This is a genomic window from Streptococcus oralis (assembly GCF_026782285.1).
Taxonomy (GTDB): Bacteria; Bacillota; Bacilli; order Lactobacillales; family Streptococcaceae; genus Streptococcus; species Streptococcus oralis_CG.
The window spans coordinates 110354-130314 of record NZ_JAKUWG010000001.1; the positions used below are offsets into that span (position 1 = coordinate 110354).

23 protein-coding genes and 1 pseudogene are annotated in these 19961 nt (G+C 43.4%); 22 read left to right on the plus strand and 2 right to left on the minus strand.

Features of this window, described 5'->3' with window-relative positions:
• Window position 1 precedes the first annotated feature (1 nt).
• Window positions 2-346 (plus strand): ribosomal-processing cysteine protease Prp, encoded by a 345-nt coding sequence (locus tag MK403_RS00500; RefSeq protein ID WP_000613705.1) that lies wholly within the window; start codon window positions 2-4, stop codon window positions 344-346.
• Window positions 347-362: 16 nt separating this feature from the next.
• Complete coding sequence (gene rpmA / locus MK403_RS00505) at window positions 363-656, plus strand: 50S ribosomal protein L27 (protein WP_000916509.1); 294 nt, start codon at window positions 363-365, stop codon at window positions 654-656.
• Window positions 657-821: 165 nt separating this feature from the next.
• Here the strand turns inward: rpmA and MK403_RS00510 are convergent.
• Window positions 822-893, minus strand: a pseudogene (locus MK403_RS00510) (AraC family transcriptional regulator); the annotation flags it as partial.
• On the opposite strand from MK403_RS00510, the gene MK403_RS00515 reads away from it, so the two are divergent.
• The 17 genes from MK403_RS00515 (at window position 886) to MK403_RS00595 (ending at window position 15081) form a co-directional block, all read left to right on the plus strand.
• Window positions 886-1794, plus strand: coding sequence for a LysR family transcriptional regulator (locus MK403_RS00515; RefSeq protein ID WP_268708606.1), 909 nt, complete (start codon window positions 886-888; stop codon window positions 1792-1794). The pseudogene MK403_RS00510 and the gene MK403_RS00515 overlap by 8 nt on opposite strands.
• Window positions 1791-2258, plus strand: a complete 468-nt coding sequence (gene lspA, locus MK403_RS00520) for a signal peptidase II (protein ID WP_268708607.1) — start codon at window positions 1791-1793, stop codon at window positions 2256-2258. Before MK403_RS00515 ends, lspA begins: the two co-directional genes overlap by 4 nt.
• The gene (locus tag MK403_RS00525; RefSeq protein ID WP_268708608.1) at window positions 2242-3141 is read left to right on the plus strand and encodes an RluA family pseudouridine synthase; all 900 of its coding nucleotides are present in this window, start codon (window positions 2242-2244) and stop codon (window positions 3139-3141) included. Before lspA ends, MK403_RS00525 begins: the two co-directional genes overlap by 17 nt.
• A gap of 100 nt (window positions 3142-3241) precedes the next feature.
• Complete coding sequence (gene proB / locus MK403_RS00530) at window positions 3242-4351, plus strand: glutamate 5-kinase (RefSeq protein ID WP_268708684.1); 1110 nt, start codon at window positions 3242-3244, stop codon at window positions 4349-4351.
• 9 nt (window positions 4352-4360) lie between these two features.
• Entirely contained in the window at window positions 4361-5623 is a 1263-nt protein-coding gene (locus tag MK403_RS00535; RefSeq protein ID WP_268708609.1) for a glutamate-5-semialdehyde dehydrogenase, read from the plus strand.
• Between the two features lie 3 nt (window positions 5624-5626).
• On the plus strand, window positions 5627-6424 hold the full coding sequence (gene proC, locus MK403_RS00540; protein WP_268708610.1) for a pyrroline-5-carboxylate reductase: 798 nt from the start codon (window positions 5627-5629) through the stop codon (window positions 6422-6424).
• 228 nt (window positions 6425-6652) lie between these two features.
• A complete protein-coding gene (gene tmk, locus MK403_RS00545) occupies window positions 6653-7291 on the plus strand; it encodes a dTMP kinase (protein ID WP_268708611.1) in 639 nt (212 codons plus the stop codon).
• Complete coding sequence (locus tag MK403_RS00550) at window positions 7288-8178, plus strand: DNA polymerase III subunit delta' (protein WP_268708612.1); 891 nt, start codon at window positions 7288-7290, stop codon at window positions 8176-8178. Before tmk ends, MK403_RS00550 begins: the two co-directional genes overlap by 4 nt.
• 39 nt (window positions 8179-8217) lie before the next feature.
• A complete protein-coding gene (gene yabA / locus MK403_RS00555) occupies window positions 8218-8535 on the plus strand; it encodes a DNA replication initiation control protein YabA (protein WP_247946162.1) in 318 nt (105 codons plus the stop codon).
• A 2-nt stretch (window positions 8536-8537) separates the two neighbouring features.
• A complete protein-coding gene (rsmI, locus tag MK403_RS00560) occupies window positions 8538-9416 on the plus strand; it encodes a 16S rRNA (cytidine(1402)-2'-O)-methyltransferase (protein ID WP_268708613.1) in 879 nt (292 codons plus the stop codon).
• A gap of 133 nt (window positions 9417-9549) precedes the next feature.
• On the plus strand, window positions 9550-10884 hold the full coding sequence (gene trmFO / locus MK403_RS00565) for a methylenetetrahydrofolate--tRNA-(uracil(54)-C(5))-methyltransferase (FADH(2)-oxidizing) TrmFO (protein ID WP_268708614.1): 1335 nt from the start codon (window positions 9550-9552) through the stop codon (window positions 10882-10884).
• An 83-nt stretch (window positions 10885-10967) separates the two neighbouring features.
• On the plus strand, window positions 10968-11705 hold the full coding sequence (gene pyrH, locus MK403_RS00570) for a UMP kinase (RefSeq protein ID WP_000002990.1): 738 nt from the start codon (window positions 10968-10970) through the stop codon (window positions 11703-11705).
• Between the two features lie 8 nt (window positions 11706-11713).
• Complete coding sequence (gene frr / locus MK403_RS00575; protein ID WP_033684986.1) at window positions 11714-12271, plus strand: ribosome recycling factor; 558 nt, start codon at window positions 11714-11716, stop codon at window positions 12269-12271.
• A 59-nt stretch (window positions 12272-12330) separates the two neighbouring features.
• Complete coding sequence (gene cvfB / locus MK403_RS00580) at window positions 12331-13185, plus strand: RNA-binding virulence regulatory protein CvfB (RefSeq protein WP_084947727.1); 855 nt, start codon at window positions 12331-12333, stop codon at window positions 13183-13185.
• Between the two features lie 11 nt (window positions 13186-13196).
• Window positions 13197-13802, plus strand: coding sequence for a GrpB family protein (locus MK403_RS00585; protein ID WP_268708615.1), 606 nt, complete (start codon window positions 13197-13199; stop codon window positions 13800-13802).
• Window positions 13799-14014 (plus strand): YozE family protein, encoded by a 216-nt coding sequence (locus MK403_RS00590; RefSeq protein ID WP_084851727.1) that lies wholly within the window; start codon window positions 13799-13801, stop codon window positions 14012-14014. The genes MK403_RS00585 and MK403_RS00590 overlap by 4 nt, the downstream gene beginning before the upstream one ends.
• 80 nt (window positions 14015-14094) lie before the next feature.
• Window positions 14095-15081, plus strand: a complete 987-nt coding sequence (locus MK403_RS00595) for a PhoH family protein (protein ID WP_268708616.1) — start codon at window positions 14095-14097, stop codon at window positions 15079-15081.
• A 63-nt stretch (window positions 15082-15144) separates the two neighbouring features.
• Here the strand turns inward: MK403_RS00595 and ald are convergent, their stop codons facing one another.
• Window positions 15145-16257 (minus strand): alanine dehydrogenase, encoded by a 1113-nt coding sequence (gene ald / locus MK403_RS00600; RefSeq protein WP_268708617.1) that lies wholly within the window; start codon window positions 16255-16257, stop codon window positions 15145-15147.
• A 179-nt stretch (window positions 16258-16436) separates the two neighbouring features.
• Between ald and MK403_RS00605 the strand changes: the two genes are divergently transcribed.
• The 3 genes from MK403_RS00605 (at window position 16437) to MK403_RS00615 (ending at window position 19947) form a co-directional block, all read left to right on the plus strand.
• Window positions 16437-17006 (plus strand): GNAT family N-acetyltransferase, encoded by a 570-nt coding sequence (locus tag MK403_RS00605; RefSeq protein ID WP_268708618.1) that lies wholly within the window; start codon window positions 16437-16439, stop codon window positions 17004-17006.
• 66 nt (window positions 17007-17072) lie between these two features.
• Window positions 17073-17723 carry a helix-hairpin-helix domain-containing protein gene (locus tag MK403_RS00610; protein ID WP_268708619.1) on the plus strand — a complete coding sequence of 217 codons (651 nt, stop codon included), beginning with the start codon at window positions 17073-17075 and terminating at the stop codon, window positions 17721-17723.
• Complete coding sequence (locus MK403_RS00615; RefSeq protein WP_268708620.1) at window positions 17707-19947, plus strand: DNA internalization-related competence protein ComEC/Rec2; 2241 nt, start codon at window positions 17707-17709, stop codon at window positions 19945-19947. The genes MK403_RS00610 and MK403_RS00615 overlap by 17 nt, the downstream gene beginning before the upstream one ends.
• Window positions 19948-19961: the final 14 nt, after the last annotated feature.

Genomic DNA, 19961 nt, shown 5'->3' on the forward strand with positions numbered 1-19961 from the left:
CATGATACAAGCAGTCTTTGAGAGAGCCGAAGATGGCGAGCTGAGGAGTGCGGAAATTACTGGACACGCCGAAAGTGGCGAATACGGCTTAGATGTCGTGTGTGCATCGGTTTCTACGCTTGCCATTAACTTTGTCAATTCCATTGAGAAATTTGCAGGCTATGAACCAATCTTAGAATTAAACGAAGATGAAGGTGGCTATCTAAAGGTTGAAATACCAGCGGATCTTCCTTCGCACCAGAGAGAAATGACCCAGTTATTCTTCGAATCATTTTTCTTAGGTATGGCAAACTTATCGGAGAACTCTTCTGAGTTCGTCCAAACCAGAGTTATCACAGAAAACTAACACGGAGGAAAACATTATGTTAAAAATGACTCTTAACAACTTGCAACTTTTCGCCCACAAAAAAGGTGGAGGTTCTACATCAAACGGACGTGATTCACAAGCGAAACGTCTTGGAGCTAAAGCAGCTGACGGACAAACTGTAACAGGTGGATCAATCCTTTACCGTCAACGTGGTACGCACATCTATCCAGGTGTAAACGTTGGACGTGGTGGAGACGATACTTTGTTCGCTAAAGTTGAAGGCGTAGTACGCTTTGAACGTAAAGGTCGCGATAAGAAACAAGTTTCTGTTTACCCAATCGCAAAATAAAAAGGTCCAGTGAACCTTTTTATCCCGAGCCTTAAAGTGAAAAGGCGAGGAAGCTAGAACTAGCATAAAATCAGGCTTTCCGAGTTTTCGGAGAGCCTATTTTTTTGTTTTGATACCCATAATTCTTTGTTACTAGTGTAGATGAATTTTGTGAGCGACATTATTTTTCCTAAGTGGAAAATTTCTAAAATATGGTATAATGAACAGATAGAGAAGTTGGGGGTAAAAGATGAACATTCAACAATTACGCTATGTTGTGGCCATTGCCAATAGTGGTACTTTCCGTGAAGCTGCAGAAAAGATGTATGTTAGTCAGCCAAGTCTGTCTATTTCTGTGCGCGATTTGGAAAAAGAGTTAGGCTTTAAAATTTTCCGTCGGACGAGTTCGGGAACATTTTTGACTCGTCGTGGAATGGAATTTTATGAGAAAGCGCAAGAATTGGTCAAAGACTTTGATGTTTTTCAAAATCAATATGCCAATCCTGAGGAAGAAAAGGATGAATTTTCCATCGCCAGTCAGCACTATGACTTCTTGCCACCAACCATTACGGCTTTTTCAGAGCGTTATCCTGACTACAAGAACTTTCGTATTTTTGAGTCTACCACAGTTCAAATTTTAGACGAAGTGGCCCAAGGACATAGTGAGATTGGGATTATCTACCTCAACAACCAAAATAAAAAGGGTATCATGCAACGGGTTGAAAAGCTTGGTTTAGAAGTTATTGAACTAATTCCTTTCCAGACTCACATTTATCTTCGTGAAGGGCATCCTTTAGCACAGAAAGAGGAATTGGTCATGGAGGATTTAGCGGATTTACCAACAGTTCGTTTTACTCAGGAAAAAGATGAGTATCTTTATTATTCAGAGAACTTTGTCGACACCAGCGCGAGCTCCCAGATGTTCAATGTGACCGACCGTGCTACTTTGAATGGTATTTTGGAGCGGACGGATGCCTATGCGACAGGTTCAGGATTTTTAGATAGTGACAGTGTCAATGGAATCACAGTCATTCGTCTCAAGGACAATCTAGATAACCGCATGGTCTATGTCAAACGTGAGGAAGTGGAGCTTAGTCAAGCTGGGACACTCTTCGTAGAAGTCATGCAAGAATATTTTGATCAAAAGAGGAAATCATGAAAAAAAGAGGAATAGTAGCAGTCATTATACTGCTTTTGATTGGGTTGGATCAATGGGTTAAAGCCTATGTTGTCCAGCAGATTCCACTGGGTGAAGTGCGTTCGTGGATCCCCAATCTCGTTAGCTTGACCTACCTGCAAAATAGAGGGGCAGCCTTCTCCATGCTGCAAGATCAGCAGTGGTTATTTGCTGTCATTACACTGGTCGTCATGGTAGGTGCCATTTGGTATTTACATAAACACATGGAGGATTCTCTCTGGTTGGTTTTTGGACTGACTTTGATAATCGCGGGAGGTCTGGGCAACTTTATCGACAGAATGAGTCAAGGTTTTGTGGTGGATATGTTTCACCTAGACTTTATCAACTTTGCGATTTTCAATGTTGCTGACAGCTATTTGACAGTTGGTGTGATTGTTCTATTGATTGCAATGCTTAAAGAGGAAGTAAATGGAAATAAAAATTGAAACTGGTGGGCAACGTCTAGACAAGGCTCTGTCGGATCTGACAGAATTGTCACGCAGTCTCGCGAATGAACAAATCAAGGCTGGACAAGTCTTGGTGAATGGGCAAGTAAAGAAAGCCAAATACACTGTCCAAGAGGGGGATATCGTCACCTACCATGTGCCAGAACCAGAGGTTTTAGAGTATGTGGCTGAGAATCTGCCACTCGAAATCATCTACCAAGATGAGGATGTAGCTGTCGTCAACAAACCTCAAGGGATGGTGGTCCATCCGAGTGCCGGTCATACTAGCGGAACCTTGGTCAATGCCCTCATGTACCATATCAAAGACTTGTCAGGTATCAATGGGGTTCTCCGACCGGGTATCGTTCATCGCATTGACAAGGACACGTCTGGTCTCCTTATGATTGCTAAGAATGATGAGGCCCACTTAGCACTCGCTCAAGAACTCAAGGATAAGAAGTCTCTACGCAAATATTGGGCGATTGTTCATGGAAATCTTCCCAATGATCGTGGTGTGATTGAAGCACCGATTGGTCGGAGTGAAAAAGACCGTAAGAAACAATCTGTGACTGCTAAAGGAAAGCCTGCAGTAACCCGTTTTCACGTCTTGGAACGCTTTGGAGATTATAGCTTAGTGGAGTTGCAACTGGAAACAGGACGTACCCACCAAATCCGTGTTCATATGGCTTATATTGGCCATCCAGTCGCTGGGGATGAGGTCTATGGTCCACGCAAGACCTTGAAAGGACATGGACAATTTCTCCATGCTAAAACTCTAGGTTTTACCCATCCGAGAACAGGCGAAACCATGGAGTTCACAGCAGATATTCCAGATATTTTTAAGGAAACGCTGGAAAGATTGCGTAAAAATGAGAGTAGATAAAAGAGTTGGGATGGCTGTCTCAACCTTTTTTATTTCAAGTCTTTTCTATTTTAAAGCATTCATGTTATAATGGATAAATATGAAGAATCGGAGTGAGACTATGAAGTACAAACGAATCGTCTTTAAGGTAGGAACTTCCTCCTTGACAAATGAAGACGGGAGTTTATCAAGAAGTAAAGTAAAGGCAATTACCCAGCAATTGGCTATGCTGCATGAGGCTGGACATGAGTTGATTTTAGTGTCATCTGGGGCAGTAGCCGCTGGATTTGGAGCTTTGGGTTTTAAAAAACGTCCGACCAAGATTGCAGATAAGCAAGCTTCGGCAGCAGTTGGTCAAGGACTTTTGTTGGAGGAATACACAACCAACCTCCTCATGCGCCAAATCGTCTCTGCGCAAATCTTGCTGACACAGGATGATTTTGTAGATAAACGTCGCTATAAGAATGCTCACCAGGCCTTGTCTGTATTGCTTCATCGTGGTGCAATTCCCATCATCAATGAGAATGACAGTGTTGTTATTGATGAGCTCAAGGTTGGGGACAATGATACTCTGAGTGCTCAGGTAGCGGCTATGGTTCAAGCAGACCTTTTGGTTCTATTGACGGATGTGGACGGTCTCTATACTGGAAATCCCAACTCAGATCCAAGAGCTAAACGTCTTGAGAAAATCGAGACTATCAATCGTGAGATTATTGATATGGCTGGTGGAGCAGGTTCGTCTAATGGTACAGGTGGGATGTTGACGAAGATCAAGGCGGCTACGATCGCGACGGAGTCAGGGGTGCCAGTCTATATCTGCTCGTCCATGAAATCAGATGCCCTGATTGAGGCAGCGGAGGAGACAAAGGATGGTTCTTTCTTTGTTGCGCAAGAGAAGGGACTTCGTACCCAGAAACAATGGCTAGCCTTCTATGCTCAAAGTCAGGGAACGATTTGGGTAGATGGTGGAGCTACAGAGGCACTTTCAAAAAACGGGAAAAGTCTCCTTTTATCGGGTGTGGTAGAAGTGGAAGGAAACTTCTCTTACCACGATATTGTCACAGTAGCAGATAAAGAAACGGGTCAATCTCTTGGAAAGGGACGTGTCCAATTTGGTGTCTCAGCCCTAGAAGACATGCTTCGTTCCCAAAAAGCTAAGGGAGTCTTGATTCACCGTGATGACTGGATTTCCATCACTCCTGAAATCCAGCTGCTCTTTACAGAATTTTAGAGGTGAACGATGGTAAGTACACAAGAACAATTCGAACAGGTACAGGCTGTTAAGAAATCAATCAATACTGCTAGTGAAGCAGTGAAAAACCAAGCCTTGCTAGCCATGGCTGATCATTTATTGGCAGCTACTGAGGAGATTCTAGCGGCCAATGCCCTTGATATGGAAGCAGCCAAGGGGAAAATCTCAGATGTTATGCTAGACCGTCTTTATTTGGATGAAGGACGTATAGAGGCGATGGCAACTGGGATTCGTGAAGTGGTTGCTTTACCAGATCCCATTGGTGAAGTCTTAGAAACCAATCATCTTGATAATGGTTTGGTTATTACTAAGAAGCGTGTGGCCATGGGGGTTATTGGTATTATCTACGAAAGTCGTCCAAATGTGACGTCTGACGCGGCGGCTTTGGCTCTCAAGAGTGGCAATGCGGTCGTTCTTCGTAGTGGTAAGGACGCCTACCAAACAGCTCATGCTATTGTCACAGCCTTGAAGAGGGGCTTGGAGACAACGACCATTCATCCAGAGGTGATTCAACTAGTAGAAGATACTAGCCGTGAAAGCAGCTATGCCATGATGAAGGCCAAGGGTTATCTAGATCTTCTCATCCCTCGTGGAGGAGCTGGTTTGATCAATGCGGTGGTTGAAAATGCTATCGTGCCTGTTATTGAGACAGGAACTGGGATTGTCCATGTCTATGTGGATAAGGATGCCGATGAAGACAAGGCTCTAGCCATTATCAACAATGCTAAAACCAGTCGTCCTTCTGTCTGCAATGCTATGGAAGTTTTACTGGTTCATGAAGACAAGGCAGCGGATTTCCTTCCTCGCTTGGAGCAAGTTCTGGTTACAAGTCGGAAAGAAGCTGGACTGGAACCGATTCAATTCCGTCTAGATAGCCAAGCAAGTCAGTTTCTTTCAGGTCGAGCAGCTGAGGCCCAAGACTTTGACACTGAGTTTTTAGACTATGTCCTAGCGGTTAAGGTTGTGAGTAGTTTAGAAGAAGCGGTTGCGCATATTGAAGCCCACAGTACCCATCATTCGGATGCCATTGTGACGGAAAATACTGAAGCTGCAACTTACTTTACAGATCAAGTAGATTCCGCAGCGGTTTATGTCAATGCCTCGACTCGTTTCACAGACGGAGGCCAGTTTGGTCTTGGTTGTGAAATGGGGATTTCTACTCAGAAACTGCACGCGCGTGGTCCAATGGGCTTGAAGGAATTAACCAGCTACAAGTATGTGGTTACGGGTAATGGACAGATAAGGGAGTAAGAGATGAAGATTGGATTTATCGGTTTGGGGAATATGGGTTCTAGCTTGGCCAAGGCTGTCTTGCAGGCCAAGACGGGGGCTCAGATTCTCCTTGCCAATCGTAGTCAAGCAAAAGTAGATGCTTTCATTGCCAACTTCGGCGGTCAGACTTCCAGCAATGACGAAATCTTCGCAGAAGCAGATGTGATTTTTCTAGGAGTTAAGCCTGCTCAGTTCTCAGACTTGCTTTCTCAATATCAGACCATCCTTGAAAAGAGAGAAAGTTTTCTTTTGATTTCCATGGCAGCTGGATTGACTTTAGAAAAACTAGCGAGTCTTCTGCCAAGTCAACATCGTATCATTCGCATCATGCCCAATACTCCAGTGGCTATCGGTCAAGGGGTGATTAGTTATGCCATGTCAGCAAATTGTCGTGCTGAGGATAGGGAACTCTTTTGTCAGCTTTTAGCCAAGGCTGGCCTCTTGGTTGAACTTGGGGATGGCTTAATTGATGCTGCGACAGGTCTTGCAGGTTGTGGACCAGCCTTTGTCTACCTTTTTATTGAGGCTTTAGCAGATGCGGGTGTACAGACAGGATTGCCCCGAGAAATGGCTTTGAAAATGGCAGCCCAAACAGTAGTCGGCGCTGGACAAATGGTTCTCGAAAGCCAGCAACATCCTGGAGTTTTGAAAGACCAAGTTTGCAGCCCAGGAGGTTCGACTATCGCTGGTGTAGCAAGTCTGGAGGAACATGCCTTTAGAGGAACAGTGATGGACGCAGTTCATCAATCTTACAAACGAACACAAGAACTAGGTAAATAAGAGGTGGCTTTGTCTGCCTCTTTTATGGTGGTTGATACTCTTCGAAAATCTCTTCAAACTGCGCCAGCTTCCATCTGCAACCTCAAAACAGTGTTTTGAGCAACCTGCGGCTAGCTTCCTAGTTTGCTCTTTGATTTTCATTGAGTATGAAATGAGAAGACAAAAAGATTGTCACAAACTCCTATTTTTTTGATAGAATAGAAGTAGTAAAAAAGAAATGAGTTAGACATGTCAAAAGGATTTTTAGTCTCTCTTGAGGGACCAGAGGGAGCAGGAAAGACCAGTGTTTTAGAGGCTCTGCTCCCAATTTTAGAGGAAAAAGGGGTAGAGGTGCTGACGACCCGTGAACCTGGCGGAGTCTTGATTGGAGAGAAGATTCGGGAAGTGATTTTGGACCCAAGTCATACTCAGATGGATGCGAAGACAGAGTTGCTTCTTTATATTGCTAGTCGCAGACAACACTTGGTGGAAAAAGTTCTTCCAGCACTTGAAGCTGGCAAGTTGGTCATTATGGATCGCTTCATCGATAGTTCTCTTGCCTATCAGGGATTTGGTCGTGGCTTGGATATTGACGCCATTGACTGGCTCAATCACTTTGCTACAGATGGCCTTAAACCTGATTTGACACTCTATTTTGACATCGAGGTGGAAGAAGGACTGGCTCGCATTGCTGCTAATAGCAATCGTGAGGTCAATCGTTTGGACTTGGAAGGGTTGGACTTGCATAAAAAAGTCCGTCAAGGTTACCTTTCTCTTCTGGACAAAGAAGGAAGTCGCATTGTCAAGATTGATGCGAGTCTTCCTTTGGAGCAAGTTGTGGAAACTACCAAGGCTGTCTTGTTTGACAGAATGGGCTTGGCCAAATGAAACAAGATCAACTAAAGTCTTGGCAACCAGATCAGTTTGACCGCTTTGTCCGTATCCTAGAACAAGACCAGCTCAATCATGCCTACCTCTTTTCAGGTTTCTTTGGAAGCTTGGAAATGGCGCAGTTTTTGGCTAAGAGCCTCTTTTGTACGGATAAGGTAGGTGTGTTGCCATGTGAGAAATGTCGAAATTGTAAGCTGATTGAACAGGGAGAATTTCCTGATGTCACCTTGATTAAGCCAGTTAATCAGGTCATCAAGACAGAACGGATTCGAGAATTGGTGGGCCAGTTTTCTCAAGCAGGGATTGAAAGCCAACAACAGGTCTTTATTATCGATCAAGCTGAGAAAATGCATCCTAATGCAACCAATTCTCTGCTCAAGGTCATTGAAGAACCCCAGAGTGAGGTTTACATTTTCTTCTTGACCAGCGATGAGGAAAAGATCTTACCTACAATCCGAAGTCGGACGCAAATTTTTCACTTTAAAAAGCAAGAAGAAAAACTTATCCATCAATTAGAACAAGCAGGTCTGGTCAAGAAAAAAGCAACTCTTTTAGCCCAGTTTAGTCAATCGCGAGCTGAAGCGGAAAAGTTGGCTAATCAGGCAAGTTTTTGGACCTTGGTGGATGAGAGCGAACGCCTGCTGACCTGGTTATTAGCCAAGAAAAAAGAGAGTTATCTTCAGGTTGCTAAATTAGCCAGCTTGGCAGATGACAAGGAAAAACAAGATCAGGTCTTGCGAATCCTCGAAGTGCTCTGTGGACAGAACCTCTTGCAAGCAAGGATTCGACAGATTCTACAAGACTTACTAGAAGCTAGAAAAATGTGGCAAGCTAATGTCAGCTTTCAAAATGCCATGGAATATCTGGTCTTGAAAGAAATGTAAACTCAAAAATAAACGATAAAGAAAGGAAAGGGCTGGTTTATGGACAAAAAAGAATTATTTGATGCGCTAGACGATTTTTCCCAACAGTTACTGGTGACCTTAGCCGATGTGGAAGCCATCAAGAAAAATCTCAAAAGCTTGGTAGAGGAAAATACAGCTCTTCGATTGGAAAATAGTAAGTTGCGCGAACGCTTGGGTGAGGTGGAAGCAGATGCTCCCATCAAGGCCAAGCATGTTCGCGAAAGTGTCCGTCGAATCTATAAAGACGGTTTTCACGTATGTAATGATTTTTATGGACAACGCCGAGAGCAGGACGAGGAATGTATGTTCTGTGACGAGTTGTTATACAGGGAGTAGGCATGCAGATTCAAAAAAGTTTTAAGGGACAATCTCCCTATGGCAAGCTTTACCTAGTAGCAACACCGATTGGCAATCTAGATGACATGACCTTTCGTGCCATTCAGACCTTGAAAGAAGCGGACTGGATTGCAGCTGAGGACACGCGCAATACAGGACTTTTGCTCAAGCATTTTGACATTTCGACCAAGCAGATTAGTTTTCATGAGCACAATGCCAAGGAAAAAATTCCTGATTTGATTGGTTTCTTGAAAGCAGGGCAAAGTATTGCTCAGGTATCCGATGCGGGTCTGCCTAGTATCTCGGACCCTGGTCATGATTTGGTCAAGGCAGCTATTGAGGAAGAAATCGCAGTTGTTACCGTTCCAGGTGCTTCTGCAGGGATTTCTGCCTTGATTGCCAGCGGTTTAGCACCACAGCCACATATCTTTTACGGTTTCTTACCGAGAAAATCAGGCCAGCAAAAGCAATTTTTCGACTTGAAAAAAGACTATCCTGAAACTCAAATTTTCTATGAATCTCCTCATCGTGTGGCAGATACGTTGGAAAATATGCTAGAAGTCTACGGTGACCGTTCGGTCGTCTTGGTTAGAGAATTGACCAAAATCTATGAAGAATACCAACGTGGAAAGATTTCAGAGCTAGTAGAAAGTATTGCTGAAACGCCACTCAAGGGCGAATGCCTTCTCATCGTCGAAGGTGCCAGTCAAGATGTGGAAGACAAGGACGAGGAGGACTTGTTCTTAGAAATCCAAGCTCGTATCCAGCAAGGAATTAAGAAAAATCAAGCCATTAAGGAAGTTGCGAAACTCTACCAGTGGAATAAAAGCCAGCTCTACGCTGCCTACCACGACTGGGAAGAAAATCAAGAAAATGACTAAACAGGGAAGTTTGCCTTCTTCCCTTTTTTTGTTATACTAGTAGAAGAAAAATTAGAAAGATTTGTGGGTGTCAAATAGTCTAGTAGCTTGATTTTATTTGGACTTAGTTTCCACCCAAAGAGGTATTAGTGTCGTGTCTCAATCTTATATCAATGTTATCGGAGCAGGTTTGGCAGGTTCTGAAGCAGCTTACCAAATCGCAGAACGTGGTATTCCAGTTAAACTCTATGAAATGCGTGGTGTCAAGTCAACACCTCAGCACAAAACAGACAATTTTGCTGAGTTAGTTTGTTCCAATTCCTTGCGCGGGGATGCTTTGACAAATGCTGTTGGGCTCCTCAAGGAAGAAATGCGTCGCTTGGGTTCTGTCATCTTGGAATCTGCCGAAGCAACCCGTGTTCCTGCTGGTGGTGCCCTTGCGGTGGACCGAGATGGTTTCTCCCAGATGGTGACTGAGAAAGTTGCCAACCACCCCTTAATTGAGGTGGTGCGTGATGAAATTACAGAATTACCGACAGATGTTATTACAGTTGTAGCTACTGGCCCTTTGACTAGTGATGCCTTGGCCAAAAAGATTCATGCCCTTAATGATGGCGATGGCTTCTATTTCTACGATGCGGCAGCGCCTATCATAGATGTCAATACTATTGATATGAGCAAGGTCTATCTCAAGTCTCGTTATGATAAGGGAGAAGCGGCCTATCTCAACGCTCCCATGACCAAACAAGAGTTTATGGATTTCCATGAAGCCTTGGTCAATGCCGAGGAAGCTCCATTGAATTCTTTTGAAAAAGAAAAGTACTTTGAAGGCTGTATGCCTATCGAAGTCATGGCAAAACGTGGTATTAAAACCATGCTCTACGGTCCTATGAAGCCAGTTGGTCTGGAGTACCCAGACGACTACACAGGTCCGCGTGATGGGGAGTTTAAGACTCCGTATGCGGTTGTCCAGCTCCGTCAGGATAATACGGCAGGTAGTCTCTACAATATCGTTGGATTCCAGACCCATCTCAAATGGGGAGAGCAAAAGCGTGTTTTCCAAATGATTCCTGGTCTTGAAAATGCTGAGTTTGTCCGTTATGGGGTCATGCACCGTAATTCTTACATGGATTCACCAAATCTTCTTGAGCAAACCTATCGTTCTAAGAAACAACCAAATCTCTTCTTTGCTGGTCAGATGACGGGTGTGGAAGGCTATGTTGAGTCAGCAGCGTCAGGATTAGTGGCAGGTATTAACGCGGCTCGACTCTTCAAGGGAGAAAGTGAGACTATTTTCCCAGAAACAACAGCTATCGGAAGTCTAGCTCATTACATCACCCATGCTGACAGCAAACATTTCCAACCAATGAACGTCAATTTTGGGATTATCAAGGAGTTGGAAGGCGAGCGTATCCGTGATAAGAAGGCTCGTTATGAAAAAATTGCAGAGCGCGCTCTTTCTGACTTAGAGGAATTTTTAACGGTCTAATTTTTTTGAAAGAATTGCTCATGGTACTATAAAAATCTAAGAAATTGTGATAAAATAGGTAGGATAAAAAAAGGAGAGTAAAAATGGCGAACCCCAAGTATAAACGTATTTTAATCAAGTTATCAGGTGAGGCCCTTGCTGGTGAACGTGGCGTAGGGATTGATATCCAAACAGTTCAAAAAATTGCAAAAGAGATTCAAGAAGTTCATAGTCTAGGGATCGAAATTGCCCTTGTAATTGGTGGAGGAAATCTCTGGCGTGGTGAACCTGCTGCTGAGGCAGGTATGGACCGCGTTCAGGCTGATTACACTGGAATGCTTGGGACTGTTATGAATGCTCTTGTAATGGCAGATTCATTGCAACAAGTTGGCGTAGATACGCGTGTGCAGACAGCTATTTCTATGCAACAAGTGGCTGAGCCTTACGTACGTGGACGTGCCCTTCGTCATCTTGAAAAAGGCCGTATCGTTATCTTTGGTGCCGGAATTGGTTCACCTTACTTCTCAACAGATACAACAGCGGCGCTTCGTGCAGCTGAAATCGAAGCAGATGCCATCCTTATGGCTAAAAATGGTGTCGACGGTGTTTACAATGCCGATCCTAAGAAAGACAAGACTGCCGTTAAGTTTGAAGAATTGACTCACCGTGATGTTATCAACAAAGGTCTTCGTATCATGGACTCAACAGCTTCAACCCTCTCAATGGACAACGACATTGACTTGGTTGTCTTCAATATGAACCAACCAGGCAACATCAAACGTGTCGTATTTGGTGAAAATATCGGAACAACAGTTTCAAATAATATCGAAGAAAAGGAATAAGAAAGATTATGGCTAACGCAATTATTGAAAAAGCTAAAGAGAGAATGACCCAGTCCCACCATTCACTTGCTCGTGAATTTGGAGGTATCCGTGCCGGCCGTGCCAACGCAAGCTTGCTGGACCGTGTACATGTAGAATATTATGGAGTAGAAACTCCTCTTAACCAAATCGCTTCTATCACCATTCCAGAAGCTCGTGTTTTGTTGGTAACACCATTCGACAAGTCTTCATTGAAAGACATTGAACGTGCCTTGAACGCTTCTGATCTTGGTATTACACCAGCTAATGACGGCTCTGTGATTCGCTTGGTTATCCCGGCTCTTACAGAGGAAACTCGTCGTGACCTTGCTAAAGAAGTGAAGAAGGTCGGTGAAAATGCTAAAGTGGCTGTCCGCAATATCCGTCGCGATGCTATGGACGAAGCTAAGAAACAAGAAAAAGCAAAAGAAATCACTGAAGATGAATTGAAGACTCTTGAAAAAGATATTCAAAAAGTAACAGACGATGCTGTGAAACATATCGACGACATGACTGCCAACAAAGAAAAAGAACTTTTGGAAGTCTAAAAATAAACAGAAAAACTCAGTTGGCATTGCTGGCTGAGTTTTATTCGAAAGAAGGAAATATGAATACAAATCTTGCAAGTTTTATCGTTGGACTCATCATCGATGAAAATGACCGTTTTTACTTTGTGCAAAAGGATGGTCAAACCTATGCACTTGCCAAGGAAGAAGGTCAACATACAGTAGGGGATACGGTCAAAGGTTTTGCCTACACGGATATGAAGCAAAAACTCCGCCTGACAACCTTAGAAGTGACTGCCACTCAGGACCAATTTGGTTGGGGAACCGTAACAGAAGTTCGTAAAGACCTGGGTGTCTTTGTCGATACCGGTCTACCTGACAAGGAGATTGTAGTGTCACTCGATATCCTCCCTGAGCTCAAGGAACTCTGGCCTAAGAAGGGGGACCAGCTCTACATCCGTCTTGAAGTGGACAAAAAAGACCGAATCTGGGGCCTCTTGGCTTATCAGGAAGACTTCCAGCGTCTGGCTCGTCCTGCTTACAACAACATGCAGAATCAAAACTGGCCAGCCATTGTTTATCGTCTCAAGCTGTCAGGGACTTTTGTTTACCTACCAGAGAATAACATGCTTGGTTTCATTCACCCAAGTGAGCGCTACGCAGAGCCACGTTTAGGACAAGTATTAGAAGCGCGTGTCATTGGTTTCCGTGAGGTTGACCGCACTCTGAACCTCTCCCTTAAACCACGTTCTTTTGAAATGTTGGAAAATGATGCCCAGATGATTTTGACTTACTTGGAAAGCAATGGCGGTTTCATGACCTTGAATGATAAGTCATCCCCTGAGGACATCAAGGCAACCTTTGGCATTTCTAAAGGTCAGTTCAAGAAAGCACTCGGTGGCTTGATGAAGGCTGGCAAAATCAAGCAAGACCAGTTTGGGACAGAGTTGATTTAGGCTTTTTAAGTATGATAAAGAAACTTGAAGAAATGAGTTTAGAGGAACTCTGGCAACTTTTTCCTATTTTTCTGGTAGAGCATAAATCAGAGTGGAAAGACTGGTATGAATCGGAAAAAGCAAATCTGAAAAAAATACTGGGTGAAAATGTCATTAAAAGAATAGAACATATCGGTAGCACTGCTATCCCTAATATTTGGGCCAAGAACATCGTTGATATTCTATTAGAAGTAGGCAAAATAGAGGATTTAGCAAAGGTCAGGGATCTATTGGTGAAGAATGGTTGGCTAGTGATGTCGGAGAGTCCTAGCAGGATTTCGCTAAACAAAGGCTACACAGAGCAGGGCTTTGCCGAAAAAGTTTTTCATCTACATTTGCGACTGATTGGAGATCATGACGAGATTTATTTTAGAGATTATCTCTGTCAGCATCCAGATATCGCCCAAGCTTATCAGGAATTAAAACTGGATTTGTGGAAAAAATTTGAACACAATCGTGATGCTTACACAGCTGCTAAAACATATTTTATAAACCACTATGTGTCAGAGGCTAAGTCCAGTAATTTTCAAGAATCAGAAAAGTTTCATCAAAAAAGTCTTGATAGGAGAAAGAATTGAGAAAATCATTTTACACTTGGCTCATGACCGAGCGCAATCCTAAAAGTAACAGTCCCAAGGCTATCTTGGCAGACCTCGCTTTTGAAGAGTCGACTTTTCCAAAACACACGGATGATTTTGATGAGGTGAGTCGCTTTTTGGAGGAACATGCTAGCTTCTCTTTCAATCTAGGAGATTTTGACGCTATCTGGCAAGAATACTTAGAACACTAGAGACAATGAGATGAGGCTAGTATTTTATTGTTCTCTTTGCTATAATAAAAAGAAATAAACGGATTAGAGAGGTTCTTTATTTGAAGGAACATTCAATAGACATTCAACTGAGTCATCCAGATGACCTATTTCATCTTTTTGGTTCCAATGAACGCCATCTTCGTTTGATGGAAGAAGAGCTTGATGTTGTGATTCATGCTCGTACGGAGATTGTCCAGGTTTTGGGAGAGGAGGCTGCATGTGAAGAAGCCCGTCAAGTTATCCAAGCCTTGATGGTTTTGGTGAATCGTGGGATGACTGTCGGTACGCCAGATGTGGTGACGGCGATTAGCATGGTCAAAAACGATGAAATCGACAAATTTGTCGCCCTTTACGAAGAAGAAATCATCAAGGATAATACAGGGAAGCCTATCCGTGTCAAAACTCTGGGTCAAAAGCTTTATGTGGATAGTGTCAAACAGCATGATGTGACCTTTGGAATCGGACCTGCAGGGACAGGGAAGACCTTTCTTGCAGTGACCTTGGCAGTGACAGCCCTCAAACGTGGGCAGGTCAAGCGAATTATCCTGACTCGTCCAGCAGTGGAAGCCGGCGAGAGTCTTGGATTTCTTCCAGGTGACCTCAAGGAAAAGGTGGATCCTTACCTTCGACCTGTTTATGATGCCTTGTATCAGATTCTCGGCAAAGACCAAACGACTCGTCTTATGGAGCGTGAAATCATTGAGATTGCGCCCCTTGCCTACATGCGTGGACGGACCTTGGATGATGCCTTTGTCATTCTGGATGAGGCGCAAAATACAACTATCATGCAGATGAAGATGTTCTTGACGCGCTTAGGTTTTAATTCTAAGATGATTGTCAATGGGGATATCAGTCAGATTGACCTACCACGTAACGTCAAGTCAGGTTTGATTGATGCTCAAGAAAAGCTCAAGAACATTCACCAAATTGACTTTGTTCATTTTTCAGCTAAGGATGTGGTTCGCCATCCAGTTGTCGCTCAAATTATCCGAGCCTATGAACCAGCTCCAGTTAAGATTGAAGAAAAGAACCAAGAAACAGAATAGCAAAAGAAGAGCAGTTCAAATGGAACTGCTCTTTCTCGTATCTGTGTTAATTAGTTAATGTCTTTAGACAAGTTCATCAATCGAAGTGTGCTCTTTATCTAGCCCTTGGGCAACTGGAAGACTGGTCAAATAACCTTGATAAGTTGTAACTCCTTCACGTAAGCCTTCATCTTCAGAGATCGCCTTCTTAAAACCTTTTCCAGCCAAGGCTTCGATGTAAGGAAGGGTGACATTGGTCAGGGCGATGGTAGAAGTACGGGCTACGGCGCCAGGGATGTTGGCAACAGCATAGTGGAGTACACCGTGTTTTTCATAGACGGGTTCATCATGCGTGGTCACACGGTCAGCTGTTTCGATAACACCACCTTGGTCAACAGCAACGTCAACGATGACAGAGCCTGGACGCATTTGTTTGACCATCTCGTCTGTCACCAATTTCGGAGCTTTAGCACCAGGGATGAGAACGGCTCCAATCACCACATCAGCATCTCTCACACTTGCTTCGATGTTGAATGAATTAGACATAAGAGTTTGAATTTGGTTTCCAAAGACTTCTTCTAGAACCGAGAGACGTTTCGCACTGATATCTAAAATAGTCACTTGAGCACCAAGACCAAGGGCGATGCGGGCAGCATGTGTACCGACGACACCACCACCGATGATGGTTACTTTTCCTTTTGGAACACCTGGTACACCACCAAGTAGGACACCAGAACCACCAGCTTGCTTAGTAAGGAAGTGAGCTCCGATTTGAACAGCCATACGACCTGCAACTTCACTCATAGGAACGAGGAGAGGTAGTTGTCCTTGATTATCACGAACAGTTTCGTAGGCAATTCCTGTTGTTTTTGCTGCTAACATAGCATCTGCTAATTCTGGAGCAGCGGCCATGTGCAAGTAGGTGAAGAGGAGAAGGTCGTCGCGCAAGTAGCCATATTCAGAAGCTAGTGGTTCCTTTACTTTCACGACTAACTCAGCTGCCCAAGCTTCGTCAGCAGTAGCGACAATCTCAGCTCCTTGCTTTTGATAGTCTGCATCAGTAAATCCTGAACCGAGACCAGCATTTGTTTCGATGAGGACACGATGTCCACGAGAAACTAAGCTATGGACACCAGCAGGTGTGAGGGCGACACGGTTTTCATTATTTTTAATTTCTTTTGGAATTCCGATTAACATATAGGTTTACTCCATTTTCTAAATTCGGGTCTTTAAAATCAAACATCACAGAGAAACCCGATTATCGTGATGTTTTTATTTTATATAAATCTGTTTCGAAAATCAAGAAAAACTTTTGCTTTGATGAGCTTTTTTTGATAAGCTAGTAGGAAAATACTTTTAAATAGGGGGAAGTGTGTATGGAATCAATATTTGTGAAATTTTCCCAGTATCCGTCTATAGAAACGGAGCGTTTGTTGCTCCGACCTGTAACCATGGACGATGCAGAAGCTATGTTTGACTATGCCTCAGACAGAGAAAATACGCGCTACACTTTTCCAACCAATCAAAGCCTAGAAGAAACCAAGAACAACATCGCTCAGCTCTACTTGGCCAATCCCTTGGGACGGTGGGGGATCGAACTAAAAAGTAATGGTCAGTTTATCGGTACCATTGACCTGCACAAGATTGATACTGTCCTTAAGAAGGGCGCTATCGGCTATATTATCAATAAAGACTATTGGAATCAAGGATTGATGACGGAAGCCAATCGAGCCGTGATTGAGCTGGCTTTTGAGAAGATTGGAATGAACAAGTTGACCGCCCTACACGATAAAGATAATCCCGCATCTGGAAGAGTCATGGAGAAATCAGGTATGCTCTTTTCCCATGAAGAACCCTATGCCAGATTGGACAAAGAAGAACCAGGCCGAATCGTTACAAGAGTTCATTATGTCTTGACCAAGGAAGACTATTTTGCAAATAAATAAGCAGTTGAAAAGAAATTTTCGACTGTTTTTTCTTCCTCTTACGAATAATCTAAGAGAGGAGAAAAAATGGAAGTCATTATCGAGAAAATAAAAGTGTATAAAATCATTGTCATCTGTGCTTGTTTGGGTTTGGCCCTGGGCGGATTTCTCCTGCTAAAGCCATCTACACAAAAACCCGTCACAGAAACAAATTTGCAGGCTGAAGTTGCAGCTGTTTCAAAGGATTCATCGTCTGAAAAAGAAGTGAAAAAGGAGGAAAAGGACGAATCTCCTGAACAAGATCTGATCACAGTAGATGTCAAGGGTGCTGTTAAATCGCCAGGGATTTATGATTTGCCAGTAGGGAGTCGGATTCATGATGCCGTTCAGAAAGCTGGTGGCTTGACAGAGGAAGCAGATAGCAAGTCGCTCAATCTAGCCCAGAAAGTTAGTGACGAGGCTCTGGTCTACGTCCCGACTAAGGGAGAAGAAGCAGTTAGTCAACAGGCTGCCTCTGGAACGACTCCTTCGACAAGTAAAGAAAAGAAGCTCAACCTCAATAAAGCTAGTCTGGAAGAACTCAAGCAGGTCAAAGGCTTGGGAGGAAAACGAGCCCAAGATATTATCGACCATCGTGAGGCAAATGGCAAATTCAAGTCGGTAGATGAGCTCAAGAAAGTCTCTGGCATTGGCGCAAAGACCATAGAAAAGTTAAAAGACTATGTTACAGTGGACTAAGAGTTTCCCTATCCCCCTAATCTATCTGAGCTTTTTGTTGCTTTGGCTTTACTATGCCATTTTCTCAGCATCCTATCTTGCGCTTTTAGGTTTCGTTTTTCTGCTAGTTTGTCTCTTTATCCAGTTTCCTTGGAAATCGACTGGAAAAGTTCTAGCTATTTGTGGAGTTTTTGGATTTTGGTTTCTGTTTCAAACTTGGCAGCAGAGTCAAGCGAGTCAAAATCTTGCGGATTCTGTTGAAAGGGTGAGGATTTTACCAGATACCATCAAGGTCAATGGAGATAGTCTGTCCTTTCGGGGCAAGGCCGACGGCCGTACTTTTCAAGTTTATTATAAACTCCAGTCCGAGGAGGAGAAAGAGCAATTTCAGGCCTTGACAGAGCTCTATGAGATAGAACTAGAAGGAAAACTTTCGGAACCAGAGAGCCAGAGGAATTTTGGTGGCTTTGACTACCAAGCTTATCTGAAGACTCAGGGGATTTATCAGGCTCTCAATATCAAAAAAATCCAGTCACTTAAAAAGGTTAGCAGTTGGGATATAGGAGATAATCTGTCCAGTTTACGTCGAAAAGCTGTAGTTTGGATTAAGACGCACTTTCCAGATCCTATGCGCAACTACATGACAGGGCTGTTGCTAGGACATCTGGATACGGACTTTGAGGAGATGAATGAGCTTTATTCTAGTCTAGGGATTATCCATCTCTTTGCCTTGTCGGGTATGCAGGTAGGCTTCTTTATGGATGCCTTTAAGAAACTCCTCTTGCGATTGGGTTTGACTCAAGAAAAGTTGAAGTTGCTAATCTACCCTTTTTCCCTTATCTATGCAGGGCTGACAGGATTCTCAGCTTCGGTCATTCGTAGTCTCTTGCAAAAATTACTAGCCCAACACAGTGTTAAGGGTTTGGATAATTTTGCCTTGACGGTTCTTGTTCTCTTTATCATCATGCCCAACTTTTTCCTGACGGCAGGAGGTGTCTTGTCCTGTGCCTACGCTTTTATCTTGACTATGACAAGCAAAGAAGGGGAGGGGCTCAAGGCTGTTGCCAGAGAAAGTCTAGTCATTTCCTTGGGAATATTGCCCATTCTATCCTTCTATTTTGCAGAATTTCAGCCTTGGTCTATCCTTTTGACCTTTGTCTTTTCCTTTCTTTTTGACTTGATTTTCTTACCACTCTTATCTATCTTGTTTGCCTTTTCTTTTGTCTATCCTGCCGTTCAATTTAACCTTATCTTTGAATGGTTGGAGGGCATCATTCGCTTAGTATCGCAGATGGCAAGTAGGCCCTTGGTCTTTGGGCAACCCAACGCATGGATTTTGATTCTTCTCTTAGTTTCATTAGCCTTGGTCTATGATATGAGAAAAAACATCAAAAGACTAGCAGGGTTTAGTCTCTTTATCGTGGGGCTCTTTTTCTTGACCAAACATCCACTGGAAAATGAAATCACTATGCTGGATGTAGGGCAGGGGGAAAGTATTTTTCTACGGGATGTGACTGGTAAAGCCATCCTCATAGATGTGGGTGGTAAAGCAGAAACCGACAAGAAAATCGAGTATTGGCAAAAAAAGGCGACGAGTAGCAATGCCCAGCGAACCCTGATTCCCTATCTAAAAAGTCGCGGAGTAGCCAAGATTGACCAGCTGATCTTGACCAACACAGAGAAGGAACATGTTGGTGATTTGTTGGAGGTGACCAAGGCTTTCCATGTCGGGGAGATTTTAGTATCAAAAGGAAGTCTAACACAGAAGGAATTTGTAGCAGAACTACAAGCAAGTCAAACCAAGGTACGCAGTGTGACAGCAGGGGAGAACTTGCCGATTTTTGGCAGTCAGTTAGAAGTATTATCTCCAAGGGAAATTGGAGAAGCTGATGCCGATGATTCCTTGGTTCTGTATGGGAAACTTTTGGACAAGCACTTTCTCTTTACTGGAAACGTGAAAGAGAAGGGAGAGAAAGAACTTTTAAAGCAATACCCTGACATAGAAGTGGATGTCTTGAAAGTCGGTCAACATGGTTCTAAAGCATCATCAAATCCAGTTTTCCTAGAAAAACTCAACCCAGAGCTTTCTCTCATCTCAGTTGGTAAGAACAATCGTGCCAAACTCCCTCATCAGGAAACATTGACACGACTGGAATCCATCAAGAGTAAGATTTACCGAACCGATCAGCAAGGAGCCACTCGCTTTAAAGGATGGAATAGTTGGCAACTTGAAAGTGTTCGTTAGGAAGAAAAATGTTA

Excerpts from the sequence above, each read along its gene's own strand:
- MK403_RS00500 (WP_000613705.1), top strand. The coding sequence starts at position 2 with ATGATACAAGCAGTCTTTGAGAGAGCCGAAGATGGCGAGCTGAGGAGT.
- rpmA (WP_000916509.1), top strand. The coding sequence starts at position 363 with ATGTTAAAAATGACTCTTAACAACTTGCAACTTTTCGCCCACAAAAAA.
- MK403_RS00515 (WP_268708606.1), top strand. The coding sequence starts at position 886 with ATGAACATTCAACAATTACGCTATGTTGTGGCCATTGCCAATAGTGGT.
- lspA (WP_268708607.1), top strand. The coding sequence starts at position 1,791 with ATGAAAAAAAGAGGAATAGTAGCAGTCATTATACTGCTTTTGATTGGG.
- MK403_RS00525 (WP_268708608.1), top strand. The coding sequence starts at position 2,242 with ATGGAAATAAAAATTGAAACTGGTGGGCAACGTCTAGACAAGGCTCTG.
- proB (WP_268708684.1), top strand. The coding sequence starts at position 3,242 with ATGAAGTACAAACGAATCGTCTTTAAGGTAGGAACTTCCTCCTTGACA.
- MK403_RS00535 (WP_268708609.1), top strand. The coding sequence starts at position 4,361 with ATGGTAAGTACACAAGAACAATTCGAACAGGTACAGGCTGTTAAGAAA.
- proC (WP_268708610.1), top strand. The coding sequence starts at position 5,627 with ATGAAGATTGGATTTATCGGTTTGGGGAATATGGGTTCTAGCTTGGCC.
- tmk (WP_268708611.1), top strand. The coding sequence starts at position 6,653 with ATGTCAAAAGGATTTTTAGTCTCTCTTGAGGGACCAGAGGGAGCAGGA.
- MK403_RS00550 (WP_268708612.1), top strand. The coding sequence starts at position 7,288 with ATGAAACAAGATCAACTAAAGTCTTGGCAACCAGATCAGTTTGACCGC.
- yabA (WP_247946162.1), top strand. The coding sequence starts at position 8,218 with ATGGACAAAAAAGAATTATTTGATGCGCTAGACGATTTTTCCCAACAG.
- rsmI (WP_268708613.1), top strand. The coding sequence starts at position 8,538 with ATGCAGATTCAAAAAAGTTTTAAGGGACAATCTCCCTATGGCAAGCTT.
- pyrH (WP_000002990.1), top strand. The coding sequence starts at position 10,968 with ATGGCGAACCCCAAGTATAAACGTATTTTAATCAAGTTATCAGGTGAG.
- frr (WP_033684986.1), top strand. The coding sequence starts at position 11,714 with ATGGCTAACGCAATTATTGAAAAAGCTAAAGAGAGAATGACCCAGTCC.
- cvfB (WP_084947727.1), top strand. The coding sequence starts at position 12,331 with ATGAATACAAATCTTGCAAGTTTTATCGTTGGACTCATCATCGATGAA.
- MK403_RS00585 (WP_268708615.1), top strand. The coding sequence starts at position 13,197 with ATGATAAAGAAACTTGAAGAAATGAGTTTAGAGGAACTCTGGCAACTT.
- ald (WP_268708617.1), bottom strand. The coding sequence starts at position 16,257 with ATGTTAATCGGAATTCCAAAAGAAATTAAAAATAATGAAAACCGTGTC.
- MK403_RS00605 (WP_268708618.1), top strand. The coding sequence starts at position 16,437 with ATGGAATCAATATTTGTGAAATTTTCCCAGTATCCGTCTATAGAAACG.
- MK403_RS00610 (WP_268708619.1), top strand. The coding sequence starts at position 17,073 with ATGGAAGTCATTATCGAGAAAATAAAAGTGTATAAAATCATTGTCATC.
- MK403_RS00615 (WP_268708620.1), top strand. The coding sequence starts at position 17,707 with ATGTTACAGTGGACTAAGAGTTTCCCTATCCCCCTAATCTATCTGAGC.